Genomic DNA, 11778 nt, shown 5'->3' on the forward strand with positions numbered 1-11778 from the left:
CCGCAGACACCGACGCTTGTGTGCAACGCAGCAAAGTCCTATCCATGAATCAGAGATATGACGGCAGCACTGCGCAAAGATGGCGCTGTCGGGCCATTTCGAGGCAGGTGCATGGCGGAGATCAAGACGGTCGGCGTCGTCGGCGCAGGGCAGATGGGCGCCGGGATCGCTCAGGTCTGTGCGATGGCTGGCTATGACGTCCGACTGCACGATGTCGTCGGCGAGCGGGTGGATGTCGCCCTCGCCCTGGTCGGCAAGAACCTGGAGCGGCAGGCCGCCAAGGGCTCGATCGAGCCCGGTCAGGTCGCCGCCGCCCTGCCCCACATCCACCGCACCGACGATCTGGCCGTGATCGGTATGTGCGACCTGGTGATCGAGGCCACCACCGAGAACGAAGAGATCAAGAAGGCCGCCCTGCGCAGCCTGGTCCCCCACCTCGGCGCCCACACCCTGCTGTCGTCCAACACCTCGTCGATCTCGATCACCCGTCTGGCCTCGGCCACCGACCGGCCCGAGCGCTTCATCGGCCTGCATTTCATGTACCCAGCTCCGGTGATGAAGCTGGTCGAGATCATCCGTGGCATCGCCACCGACACCGACACCTACGAGACGGTCGTCGCCTTCGCCAAGTCGCTGGGCAAGACCACCGCCAACGCCGAGGACTTCCCGGCCTTCATCGTCAACCGGGTCATCGCGCCGATGATCAACGAGGCGGTCTACACCCTGTACGAGGGCGTCGGCACGGTGGACGCCATCGACACCGCCATGAAGCTGGGCGCCAACCATCCCATGGGGCCGCTGGAGCTCGGCGACTTCATCGGCCTGGACACCGTGCTGGCGATCATGAACGTGCTGTACGAGGGCTTGGCGGATTCCAAGTACCGGCCCTGCCCGTTGCTGGTGAAGTACGTCGAGGCCGGTTGGCTCGGTCGCAAGACCGGCCGGGGCTTCTACGACTATCGCGGCGAGACGCCCGTCCCTACGCGCTGATCCGCGCGTTTTCCTAGCTCGAACCCGGACCTGTCGCCGTGCTCGTCGTCGAGAAGGTGCTGCCCTTCTTCCTGATCATGATCGTCGGCGCCGTCATGGCGCGGGCGAAGTTGATCGATGAGAACGGCGTGCTGGGCCTGTCACGCTACGTCTACTGGATCGGCTTCCCCACCCTGCTGATCCACGGCCTGGGCGCGGCCCATCCGCCCTCGCCGCAGGTGCTCAAGGGCCTGCTGGGCTACGGCCTGGGCGCGGTGATCCCGTTCCTGCTGGCGGCGTTGATCGCGCGATGGGCCAGGTGGTCGACCAATGTCCAGGCCGGGCTGCCCATGTGCGCGGGCCTCGGCAACACCGGCTTCCTGGGGCTTCCCCTGGTCGCCTCGCTGCTGGGACCTACGGCGGCGGGCTGGGCCGCCGCCATCGTCGCCATCGACTGGGTGGTGATGGCCACCCTCTCCGGCATGGCCCTGCACCGCGCCACCCCCAAGGGTCAGGCGGCCGGCTCGGGCGCAAACAGCCTGCTGAAGGCCCTGGCCTATGGCCTGCTCAACCCCATCGTGGCGGGCGCGGCGATCGGCGTGGCGCAGATGCTGGTCGGCTGGCGTTGGCCGACGCCGGTGGATCAGGCGATCACGACCTGCGCGATCAGCGCCACGGCGGTAGGTTTGGTCGCCCTCGGCGCCACCCTGGCGGCCCGACGCGCGCCGGACCAGCCCAAGCGCCAGGGCGCGCCGATCTGGATCGCGGTCGGGCTGAAGCTGCTGATCGGCCCCGCCTGCGTGGCGGTGGCGACCACCCTGATCGGGGCCCCCACAGCCTTCCGCGCCGCCGCCATCCTGATGGCCGCCTGCCCCACCGCCGTCACCGTATTCGTCCAGGCCCGCAGCGCCGGCGTATTCGCCGAGGGCTCGGCGCGGGTGGTGGCGATCTCCACGTTGATTTCGGCGCTGACCCTGACGGTGCTGGCCTCCGCGCTCACGCACGGCTGAGCCCGTCGGCTCGGCCCGCCCGTCAGGGCGCCGCCGCCCCCGTCTCCAGATAACGCTTGTAGCGCTTGAGTTGTTCGCCGAGCACCGCGTCGACCGGCGCCGCAAAGGTCTCGGCGTTGGCGCGGGCGAAGCCGCTCACGATGTAGGACAGGGTGATCTCGGTCCCACCGGCGGTCGGCTTGAAGGACCAGGTCATCACCCCGTCCGCGCCCTCGCCCTGCAGCGGTCCCAGCGCGCCGCGCAGGCGTAGAAGATGGTCGGGCTGGCTCATCACCACCAGCATCCATCCGACCGCCCCGCCGTCCTTCAGCTTCTCGCAAAGGCAGGCGCCGATATGGGTCTCGAGGCTGAGGTTGGCGGCGTCGCCCGACAGGCTGTGCTCGCCGCTCCACCAGCGCCCGATCTGGTTCAGGCCAGCATAGGCCTTGGCCGGCGCGACATTCACCACTGCGGTGTCCACCACGATGAACCCCTGCGGGTTCTGGCTCTTGACCTCGGCGGCGCACGGCCCCGCCAGCGCCAGACCCAATGCAAGCGCGACAAAACCCTTCATCCGCGTCCCTCCAAACAGCCTCCAGGAGGTTAACACGAGCAACGAAAACCGTCAGACCGTGCAGCCCTATCCCTTGAACACGTCCTTGGCCGCGCGCACCGCCGCGAACGCCGCCACCGGATCGTCGGCCGGCGCGCCGACCGCCGCCGCCAGCAGCGGGGCGCGCAGGAAGGGGTTGGCGGCCTTCTCGGCCCCGATGGTGGTGGGCACCGTGGGTTGGTCGGCCGCGCGGGCGGCGAACACCTGGTCGGCCCGCACCCGGATCGCTTCGCCCTGGTCCACCGACAGGGCGAAGCGGGCGTTGGCGGCGGTGTATTCGTGGGCGCAGTAGACCTTCACCGCATCGGGCAGGGCCGCCAGCTTAGACAGGCTGTCCCACATCATCGCCGGCGTGCCTTCGAACAGCCGCCCGCAGCCCAGCGCGAACAAGGTGTCGCCGACGAACACCACCTGATCCGCCTGATCGTAATAGCTGACGTGCTCGGCGGTATGGCCGCGGGTGTCGATCACCCGGAACGTGGTCTCGCCCAGCCGCACCTCGTCACCCTCGCCCACCTGCCGGTCCAGCTCGGATATGCGCCGCACCTCGCCTGGCCCGACGATCTCGGCCCCGGTGGCGGCCTTGACCTCGGCGTTGCCGCCGGCATGGTCGGGGTGCCAGTGGGTGTTGAGGATCAGCGACAGTTTCCAGCCGCTCGCCTCCAGTTCCCGCAGCACGGCCCCCGCGTCCGGCGTATCGATCGCCGCCGCCAGCCCCGTCGCGCCGTCGCGCACCAGGTAGCCGTAATTGTCGGAAAGGCAGGCGAACTGACGGACCTGGATCGGCATGGCGTTGGGCCTCTCTCTTCGCAGCGCGTGCGCGTGCTTATATATCTGGGCTGAAACCTATATTCAGGTCTGATGCGCCGCGACGTTCAACATCTCCGCACCTTCTACGGCGGTCCGCTCGGCCGCGCCACGATCGGCGTGCTCGGCGACAAACTGGCGGAAGCGTGGGGCTCGGTCAGGGGCCTGGACGTGCTGGGTGTCGGCTACGCCACCCCGTTCCTGGAGCCGTTCCGTGTCGACGCCCGCCGGGTAGTGGCCGCCATGCCCGCCGGCCAGGGGGTGGACCGCTGGCCGGCCAGCGGGGCCAACCTCGCCTGCCTGTCGGCGGACTTGGCCTTGCCGTTCCAGAATGCGCTGTTCGACCGGGTGCTACTGACCCACGCCCTGGAGGAGAGCGACGACCCCACCGCGCTGCTGAGCGAGGTGAAGCGGGTGCTGGCGCCTTCCGGCCGGCTGATCGCGGTGGTGGCCAACCGCAGCGGCCCCTGGGCGCGCACCGAAGCGACGCCCTTCGGCTACGGTCGCCCGTTCTCCCGCACCCAGCTCGAAGAGGCGGTGCGTGATGCGGGCCTGGAGCCCACCGCCTGGTCGCGCTGCCTGTATCTGCCGCCCCACACCGTCTTCGCCCCCTATGCCGACCCCTTCGAGCAGGTGGGGGCCAAGCTATGGACGCCGATCTCGGGCCTGATCCTGATGGAGGCGGTGAAGCAGACCTTCGCCGTCAAGCCTCGGGGGGCCGTCGCCCCGGCTCTGCGCCGCGCCAAGGCGCTCAATCCCGTGCCGGTAGGCGTCGGGGCGCATTCATCCCCTCTCCCCATGCGGGAGAGGGAGGGGCCCATTGCATAAGCAATGGGAGGGTGAGGGGTCGACGGACCTCGGCCGCCGCCACAGCAAGACCTCTCAACCTTCCCACGCGTCTATCGACACGCGGGCCCCTTCCTTCTCCCGCAAGGGGGAGAAGGAAACTACCCGAACAGATCGCCCCGCTCAGCCGGCTCGGCGGCGTGGCGGGTGCGGCTGAGCAGGAACAGGGCCGATTCGGCGCGCCAGTTCTCGATCCAGTGGGAGGAATCCATCGGCCGGGCGGGTTCGCCCTCGCGCAGCGCCGCCGCCGCCTCGATCCGCAGGCCCAGGTCGTCGCAGAGTTCGACAAAGTCGCGCAGGGTGCAGAGGTGGATATTGGGCGTCGCCCACCAGGGCACCGGCAGAGCGTGGGTCTCCGGCATCCGTCCATGCGCCAGCAGTGAGCACCGCACCCGCCAGTGCCCGAAATTGGGGAACGAGACGATGGCCCGCTCGGCCAGGCGCAGCAGGTCCGACAACACCTGGCGCGGCTGGCGCACCGCCTGCAGGGTCTGGGACAGGATGGCGTAGTCGAAGGCGTCCGGCGCGAACTCCGCCAGGTCGCGGTCGGCGTCGCCCTGCATCACTGACAGCCCGCGCGCCAGGCAGGCGCCCACGCCGTCGGCGCTGATCTCCAGCCCGCGCCCGTCGACCTGCTTCTCGCGCCGCAGCAGGTCGAGCAGGTCGCCCTCGCCGCAGCCCACGTCCAGCACCCGGGCGCCGGGGCGCACCAGCCGGGCGATCTCGCGGAAGTCTTCCCGTACGGGCAGGTTGGGATCGAGGCTCATGCGTCCACCGCCGGGACAGTGGCTTCAAGCCCCCTCGCCTCGGCCGCCGCCAGGACGAAGCCCCGCACCGCGCCCGCCATCACCGGCTCGTCCAGCAGGAAGGCGTCGTGGCCCTTGTCGCTCTCGATCTCCAGGAAGCTGGCTCGCGCCCCGGCGGCGTTGAGCGCGCGCACGATGTTGCGGCTCTCCGGCGTCGGGTAGAGCCAGTCGGAGGTGAAGCTCAGCACGCAGAACCGCACGTCCCTCGCGCGCCGGAACGCTTCGCCCAGCACGCCGCGATGCGAGGCCGCCAGGTCGAAATAATCCATGGCCCGGGTGATGTAGAGATAGGCGTTGGCGTCGAACCGATCCACGAAGCTGGAGCCCTGGTGGCGCAGGTAGCTCTCCACCTGGAAGTCGGCGTCGAAGCCCCATGACAGACCGTCGCGCTGCAGCTCGCGCCCGAACTTGCGCTGCAGGGCCGGCTCGGACAGGTAGGTGATGTGCGCCGCCATCCGGGCCACCGCCAGCCCCTTTTCGGGCCGAACGCCGAGCTTGAGATAGTCCCCGCCGCGCCAGTCCGGGTCGGCCATGATCGCCTGGCGGCCCACCTCGTGGAAGGCGATGTTCTGGGCCGAATGCCGCGCCGCCGAGGCGATGCAGATGGCCGAGAACACCCGGTCGGGATAGTCCGCCGCCCACTGCAGCACCTGCATCCCGCCCATCGACCCGCCCACCACGGCGAACAGGGTCTCGATCCCGAGCGCGGCGATCAGCTCGGCCTGGGCGCGCACCATGTCGGCGATGGTGATGACCGGGAAGCTCAGGCCGTAGGGACGCGAAGTGGCCGGATCGATCGAGGACGGCCCGGTGGAGCCCATGCAGCCGCCCAGCACGTTGGCGCAGACGACGAAGTAGCGGTCCAGGTCAATCGGGCGTCCCGGTCCCACCAGCTGGGTCCACCAGCCGGGCTTGCCGTTCAGGGGATGGGGCGAGGCCACATGCTGGTCGCCGGTGAGCGCGTGGCAGATCAGGATGGCGTTGGAGGCGTCCGCGTTCAGCCGGCCATAGGTGCGATAGGCGATCTCCACCCCGTCCAGCCGCCCGCCGGAGTCCAGCCGCAAGGGCCGGTCGGGACCGAGCTTGAGGGTCCCGCCGCCCATCTCCAGCGTATGAATGGCGTGCGGCGCGTCGCTCATGCCTGGCTTGGAGCGCGCGGGGCGGCGCCTGTCAATCGCATGTGGCTGAGCGGACACGGAAGATGGAATCGATCAGCCGACCTGGGTCTGGGCGACTTGGGTTTGGGCGATGTCCGCCGGGGCCTGCCGCATCTCGTCCGTCGGCTCCAGGGTCGCGGCGATCCCGACAATCAGGGCCGTGGCGTTGACGGGCTTGGCGATGTGCAGGTCGGCGCCGGCCGCCAGCGCCTCCTGGCGATGCTGGGACATGGCGTTGGCGCTGAGCATGATGATCGGCGTGCGTGTGCTGACGGCGTGCTCCGCCTCGTAACGGCGGATGGCGCGGGTGGCGGCCAGACCGTCCATGACCGGCATCTGCATGTCCATCAGCACCACGTCGAACACCCCGTCCTTGAAGGCGTCGAGCGCCAGGGCGCCGTTCTCCACGGTGGTCACCTCCGCACCGTAGGGGGCGAGGATCAGGTGGATGACCCGCTGGTTGATCGGGTGGTCTTCCGCCAGCAGGACGCGCAGCGCAGCATGGCCCTCGCGCGCGAAATCGCCGCTGTCGAGGGTGGCTTCCGGAGCGTGCGCGCCGCCCGCATCGAATTCGGACAGGGATCTCTCGCGCATCAGCGGAAGGGTGAAGCGGAACACGCTGCCGAAGCCGGGACGCGACTCGGCGACGATCTCGCCTCCCATCATCTCGATCAGGGACTTGCAGATGGACAGGCCCAACCCGGTGCCCCCGAAGCGGCGGGTGATGGTGCTGTCCGCCTGGGTGAAGCGCGAGAACAGCGTCGCGGCGAAATCGTTCTCGAAACCGACGCCGGTGTCATGCACCTCGAAGGTGGCCACGGCCGGCGCCTCCGACTGATCGGAATCGACCACCTCGATCTTGATCCGAACCTCGCCCTCGGCCGTGAACTTCACGGCGTTTGACAGCAGGTTGCCCAGCACCTGCTTGATCCGCGTGACGTCGCCATGGAAGTCGCCGCGCGCCGCCTCGCCGTAATCGACCGCGAAGCCGAGACCCTTCTCCTGGGCGCGGAGCTGATTCATGTCCAGCAAGCCCTCGAGTTCGTGTCGCAGATCGAACACGTGCATCTCGATCTCGAGCTGGCCCGCCTCGATCTTGGAGACGTCCAGGATATCGGAGACCAGCCGCTCGAGCGTCACGCCCGAACTCTGGATCAGGCCGACCATCTCGCTCTGGGCTGGCGTCAGCTCCGTCTGGCTCAGCGCGCTGACCACGCCGATGACCCCGTTGAGCGGGGTGCGGATCTCGTGGCTCATATTGGCCAGGAAATCGCTCTTGGCCTGGTTGGCGGCCTCTGCGGCCAGCTTGGCCTCCCTGATCTCGGCCTCGATCGCCAGCCGCTCGGTGACGTCGCGCGCCACGCCGAACACCAGATCACCGACCCGCCGCGCCCGCCACTCCAGGTTCCGGTAATGCCCGTCGCGATGGCGGTAGCGATTGACGAAGCCCATGACCTCCTCCTCCTCGCGCATCCGCTCCATGTGCCCGCTGGAAGCCTTGATATCGTCGGGATGGATCAGCGGCAGCATGGGCGCGCCTTCCAACTCCGCGATCGAATATCCCAGGACGGTTTCCCAGGCCCCGTTCACCCGCACGAACCTGAGGTCCATGTCGCGGATGCAGAGCATGTCGAGGGACACTTCGAAAAAGGTCGCCAGCTCCTGAACCGTACCCCTCATCGTCGAATCGACCTCCACCCGCGAGCGCTTCGCATACGCGGCGCCGGGTTAATTCGCCGTTCGCTTTCAGGTCAAGGTTGAGGATTCAACTTTAGCTAAACATCCGGCCGAAAACATCTCCGTCGCCTACATTAGGAGCGCCAGGGAACGCACCTGACCAACTCAGGTCCTGGCGTTCCCATATTATCAAGAGAATCAACAAGCCTCGCCCGATCAAACGGGCCAACGCCATACGGGTTTCGCCTTGGTGGCCAAAGCCGTATCAAGCAGGATCGCTTCTGGAGTCCCCATGGTCCGTCCGGGTCCGCTGAACCTGATCACCGACGTCCCTGGCCTCCGGGTCGGGCACGCGACCGACGAGCGGGTGCGTTCAGGGGTGACGGCCCTGCTGTGCCCGGGCGGCTGGGCGGCGGCGGCGGACGTGCGCGGCGGCGGCCCGGGCGAGCGGGAAGTGTCGGCCCTGGCGCTGGAGGGCTTGGTGGGCCAAGCCCACGCCATCGTCTTCAGCGGCGGCTCGGTGTTCGGCCTGGGGGCTGGCGACGGGGCGACGGCGGCCCTGTCGCTGATGGGCCAGGGGTTGAAGCTGCACCCCGCCTCGCCCTTCCTGCCCATCGTGCCCACCGCCATCCTGCACGACCTCGGCAACGGCGGCGACAAGGCCTTCGGGCTGGAGCCGCCCTATCGCCGACTGGGGATCGAGGCGGTGCAGGCGGCAGGGGAGAGCTTCGCGCTCGGACCGGTCGGGGCCGGTCGGGGCGCCAAGGCGGGATTGGTCCCCGGCGGGATCGGCTCTGCCTCGACAATGCTGGAGGACGGGCTGGTGGTCGGCGCGCTGGCGGCGGTCAACCCGCTGGGCTCGGTGTTCATGCCGGACAGGCGCACCTATTGGGCCTGGCCGTTCGAGATGGACGGCGAGTTCGGCGGCGCGCGCCCCGGACCGGACGTCGTTTCGCACGAACCCTTCCCCGCCCTTTCGAGGCTTATGACCGCCGGGCGGGTGGACAAGGGCGCCAACACCACGCTGGCGGTGGTGGCGGTGAACGCCGCGCTGACCGGGCCCCAGCTCAAGCGTATGGCGATCATGGCCCATGACGGGATGGCCCGCGCGGTCCATCCCGCCCACACGCCCTTCGACGGCGACATCGTGTTCGCCGTGGCCAAGGGGGATGCACCGGTCGACCGGCATGCCGACGTGGCCCGTATCGGTTCGGCGGCGGCGGACTGCCTGGCGCGGGCGATCGCGCGGGGCGTCTACGAGAGCAACCGCTAGCCTCTGCTCCCTCTCCCTTGCAGGGGAGAGGATCAGGGTGGAAGCGCTACCTTTCTAGATAGGCGCCGCCGTCCACCCCCACCCTCCCATTGCTAGCGCAACGGGGCCCGCCCTCCCCCGTGCGAGGGAGAGGGAATCTGTCCCGCCAGCACTGCTTCCAGATCAGGCGCTGCGGCCAGCAGCGCCTGGGTGTAGGGATGGCGCGGGGCCGAGAGCACTGCCTGCGTCTCGCCCTGCTCGACGATACGGCCGGCCTGCATCACCAGCACCCGGTCGGTCGCCGCGCGGATCACCGCCAGGTCGTGGGTGACGATCAGGCAGGCGGCGTTCAATTCGGCCTTTTGCGTGGCGAGCAGCTTCAGGATCTCCGCCCGCGTGATCACGTCCAGCGCCGAGGTGGCCTCGTCCAGCACCAGCACCTGGGGCCGAACGACCAGGGCGCGGGCGAGCGCGATGCGCTGGCGCTGGCCGCCTGAGACGGCGTGCGGAAAGCGGTCGGCCACGTCCGGCGGCAAGCCCACCTTGGCCAGCGCCGCCTCCACCCGCGCGCGCCGCTCCGCCGGCGGCAAGGGAGGCTCGAGCAGGGCCAGCGGTTCCGCCACCAACCGCGCCACCGTCCAGCGGGGGTCGAAACTGCCGTAGGGGTCCTGGAACACCGGCTGGATGCGCGCGCGCAGTCGTCGCTGGCGCGCGGCGGAAACCTTGGAGAAGGCCTCGCCCGCAAGCCACACCTCGCCGGCGTCCAGTCGCTCCAGCCCCAGCAACAGGCGCAGCAGGGTAGACTTGCCCGCGCCGGACTCGCCCAGCACGCCAACGGTCTCGCCCGCGTGCAGCGTCAGCGACACCCGGTCCACCGCCGCAGCATTGCCCGGCGCGGCTGCGCCGACCCGCCGATTGGCGTAGCTGCGCACCAGTCCCTTGGCCTCCAGCAAGGGCGACCCGACGGGGTCCCGTATCGAGGTCACGGGCGCCGGCGACGATGCCTCGCGCAGGGCGGCGACATAGGGATGGGCGCTCCGCAGGACTTCCACGGCGGAGCCGGTGACGACGATCTCCCCCTCGCACATCACCGCGATCCGGTCGGCCACGCCCGCCGCCAGGGCGAGGTCGTGGCTGACCAGCAGCAGGGACATGCCGTCCTCGCGCACCAGACGCAGCAGAAGCTCCACGATCCTGGCCTGGGTGACGGCGTCGAGCGCAGTGGTCACCTCGTCGGCGAGTAGCAGGCGAGGCTTCAAGGCGATGGCGGCGGCGATCGCCACCCGCTGGCGCTGGCCGCCGGAAAGCTGGTGCGGCCGGCGGTCGAGGGCCATGCCCTCCAGCCCTACCCGGTCCAGGGTCTGGCGCGCGATCCGCATCGCCTCGCTGCGGGAAACGCGGGTGTGGATACGCACGGTCTCCGCCACCTGGGCGCCGATGGACATGACTGGATCGAGCGCGGTGGCCGGCTCCTGGAACACCATGGCGATCTCACGCCCGCGCACGGCGCACATTTCCCGTTCACCGAGCGTGTCGAGCGCGCCGCCATCGAAGCGGATACGGCCCTGGACCCGAGCCCCGTTCGGCGGCAAACGCAGGATCGAAAGCGCGGTGAGCGACTTGCCGGAGCCGCTCGCCCCCACCAGACCCAGCACCTCGCCCGCACCTAGCGTCAGGTCCACGCCACGCACGGCCTCGACCGCGCCAAAGGCGACGCGCAATCCCTCCACCTGCAGCAGGGGCTCGCTCACGCCCGCCCCTCGCCCTCGAAGCGGCGACGCAGACCCTCGCCAAGCAGGCTGAAGCCCAGCACTGCGACCACGATGGCGGCGCCGGGGAACAGGGCCAGCCAGGGCGCCTGGGCGTAGAGGGTCTGGGCGTCGGCCAGCATCCGGCCCCAGCTGGGCGCCGGCGGCTGGGCGCTGAGGCCGAGATAGGCCAGCCCGGCCTCGGCCACCACCGCCAGCGACAGCTGCAGCGCGCCCTGCACCGCCAGGGGGGCCAACAGGTTGGGCAGGATATGCTCCAACGAGATGCGCAGGCCGCCCTTGCCCGCCGCCCGCGCCGCCAGGGCGTAGTCCAGGCTCCATAGCCGCAGCGCACCCGTGCGCACGACCTTGGCGAACACCGGGATGGAGTAGACGCCGATGCCGATCACCGCGTCCAGCGCGCCCGGCCCCAGCGTCGCCGCCGCCAGCACCGCCAGCAACAGGGCCGGAAACGCGAACACCAGGTCGCTGAAGCGCATGGTCAGCTCGTCCGCCCAGCCTCTCCGAGCGGCGGCGAGCAGGCCCAGCGGCGTCCCCACTCCGATCCCCAGCAGGCAGGCCGCGCCCGACACCAGCAGGGCGGTGCGCGCGCCCGCCATCGCCTGGCTCAGCCCGTCGCGGCCATAGGCGTCGGTCCCGAACAGGTGGGCCGGCGACGGCGGCGCGAGACGGATGGCGATGTTGATCGCCTCCGCCGGATAGGGCGTCCAGATCAGGGACAGGAGGGCGGTGGCGATTAGCAATGTCACCATGGCTGCGCCGGCGATGAGCGGCGCGTTCCCGGACGCTCTCACGCGGCGGTCCTCCTGCGTGCTTCGAGACGCGGCTCGCGCCGCTCCTCAGCAGGACGGAGGTTTTTGCAGCTCTTCACATACGTCATCCTGAGGAGCCCC

11 protein-coding genes are annotated in these 11778 nt (G+C 69.7%); 4 read left to right on the forward strand and 7 right to left on the reverse strand.

Annotated features, from left to right (window positions below; genetic code table 11):
- The first annotated feature begins 111 nt into the window (after positions 1-111).
- Together GSQ87_RS12290 and GSQ87_RS12295 are read left to right on the forward strand one after the other, a co-directional pair.
- A complete protein-coding gene (locus GSQ87_RS12290; RefSeq protein ID WP_158915719.1) occupies positions 112-990 on the forward strand; it encodes a 3-hydroxybutyryl-CoA dehydrogenase in 879 nt (292 codons plus the stop codon).
- Between the two features lie 38 nt (positions 991-1028).
- Positions 1029-1979: an AEC family transporter gene (locus GSQ87_RS12295; RefSeq protein ID WP_158915720.1), complete on the forward strand. Its 951-nt coding sequence runs from the start codon at positions 1029-1031 to the stop codon at positions 1977-1979.
- A 22-nt stretch (positions 1980-2001) separates the two neighbouring features.
- Here GSQ87_RS12295 and GSQ87_RS12300 read toward each other — a convergent pair whose 3' ends face one another.
- Both GSQ87_RS12300 and gloB read right to left on the reverse strand, forming a co-directional pair.
- Complete coding sequence (locus tag GSQ87_RS12300) at positions 2002-2532, reverse strand: SRPBCC family protein (protein ID WP_158915721.1); 531 nt, start codon at positions 2530-2532, stop codon at positions 2002-2004.
- A 66-nt stretch (positions 2533-2598) separates the two neighbouring features.
- Positions 2599-3360, reverse strand: a complete 762-nt coding sequence (gloB, locus tag GSQ87_RS12305; protein ID WP_158915722.1) for a hydroxyacylglutathione hydrolase — start codon at positions 3358-3360, stop codon at positions 2599-2601.
- A gap of 72 nt (positions 3361-3432) precedes the next feature.
- Between gloB and GSQ87_RS12310 the strand changes: the two genes are divergently transcribed.
- Positions 3433-4206: a class I SAM-dependent methyltransferase gene (locus GSQ87_RS12310; protein WP_158915723.1), complete on the forward strand. Its 774-nt coding sequence runs from the start codon at positions 3433-3435 to the stop codon at positions 4204-4206.
- Positions 4207-4325: 119 nt separating this feature from the next.
- Here the strand turns inward: GSQ87_RS12310 and metW are convergent, their stop codons facing one another.
- The 3 genes from metW to GSQ87_RS12325 form a co-directional block, all read right to left on the reverse strand.
- Entirely contained in the window at positions 4326-4991 is a 666-nt protein-coding gene (metW, locus tag GSQ87_RS12315) for a methionine biosynthesis protein MetW (RefSeq protein ID WP_158915724.1), read from the reverse strand.
- Entirely contained in the window at positions 4988-6133 is a 1146-nt protein-coding gene (locus GSQ87_RS12320; RefSeq protein ID WP_158917607.1) for a homoserine O-acetyltransferase, read from the reverse strand. The genes metW and GSQ87_RS12320 overlap by 4 nt, the downstream gene beginning before the upstream one ends.
- Positions 6134-6241: 108 nt before the next feature.
- A complete protein-coding gene (locus GSQ87_RS12325) occupies positions 6242-7867 on the reverse strand; it encodes an ATP-binding protein (RefSeq protein ID WP_158915725.1) in 1626 nt (541 codons plus the stop codon).
- A gap of 289 nt (positions 7868-8156) precedes the next feature.
- Between GSQ87_RS12325 and GSQ87_RS12330 the strand changes: the two genes are divergently transcribed.
- Entirely contained in the window at positions 8157-9137 is a 981-nt protein-coding gene (locus GSQ87_RS12330) for a P1 family peptidase (protein WP_158915726.1), read from the forward strand.
- Positions 9138-9229: 92 nt separating this feature from the next.
- On the opposite strand, the gene GSQ87_RS12335 is transcribed toward GSQ87_RS12330, so the two are convergent.
- The gene (locus GSQ87_RS12335; protein WP_254062905.1) at positions 9230-10867 is read right to left on the reverse strand and encodes an ABC transporter ATP-binding protein; all 1638 of its coding nucleotides are present in this window, start codon (positions 10865-10867) and stop codon (positions 9230-9232) included.
- The gene (locus GSQ87_RS12340; RefSeq protein ID WP_254062906.1) at positions 10864-11679 is read right to left on the reverse strand and encodes an ABC transporter permease; all 816 of its coding nucleotides are present in this window, start codon (positions 11677-11679) and stop codon (positions 10864-10866) included. Before GSQ87_RS12340 ends, GSQ87_RS12335 begins: the two co-directional genes overlap by 4 nt.
- Positions 11680-11778: the final 99 nt, after the last annotated feature.

Source organism: Caulobacter sp. S45 (assembly GCF_009765965.1).
Classification (GTDB): Bacteria; Pseudomonadota; Alphaproteobacteria; order Caulobacterales; family Caulobacteraceae; genus CAHJWH01.

Bases quoted from the DNA above. Each gene is read 5' to 3' on its own strand.
- GSQ87_RS12310 (WP_158915723.1), top strand. From the start codon at position 3,433: ATGCGCCGCGACGTTCAACATCTCCGCACCTTCTACGGCGGTCCGCTC.
- metW (WP_158915724.1), bottom strand. From the start codon at position 4,991: ATGAGCCTCGATCCCAACCTGCCCGTACGGGAAGACTTCCGCGAGATC.
- GSQ87_RS12330 (WP_158915726.1), top strand. From the start codon at position 8,157: ATGGTCCGTCCGGGTCCGCTGAACCTGATCACCGACGTCCCTGGCCTC.
- GSQ87_RS12325 (WP_158915725.1), bottom strand. From the start codon at position 7,867: ATGAGGGGTACGGTTCAGGAGCTGGCGACCTTTTTCGAAGTGTCCCTC.
- GSQ87_RS12300 (WP_158915721.1), bottom strand. From the start codon at position 2,532: ATGAAGGGTTTTGTCGCGCTTGCATTGGGTCTGGCGCTGGCGGGGCCG.
- gloB (WP_158915722.1), bottom strand. From the start codon at position 3,360: ATGCCGATCCAGGTCCGTCAGTTCGCCTGCCTTTCCGACAATTACGGC.
- GSQ87_RS12290 (WP_158915719.1), top strand. From the start codon at position 112: ATGGCGGAGATCAAGACGGTCGGCGTCGTCGGCGCAGGGCAGATGGGC.
- GSQ87_RS12320 (WP_158917607.1), bottom strand. From the start codon at position 6,133: ATGGGCGGCGGGACCCTCAAGCTCGGTCCCGACCGGCCCTTGCGGCTG.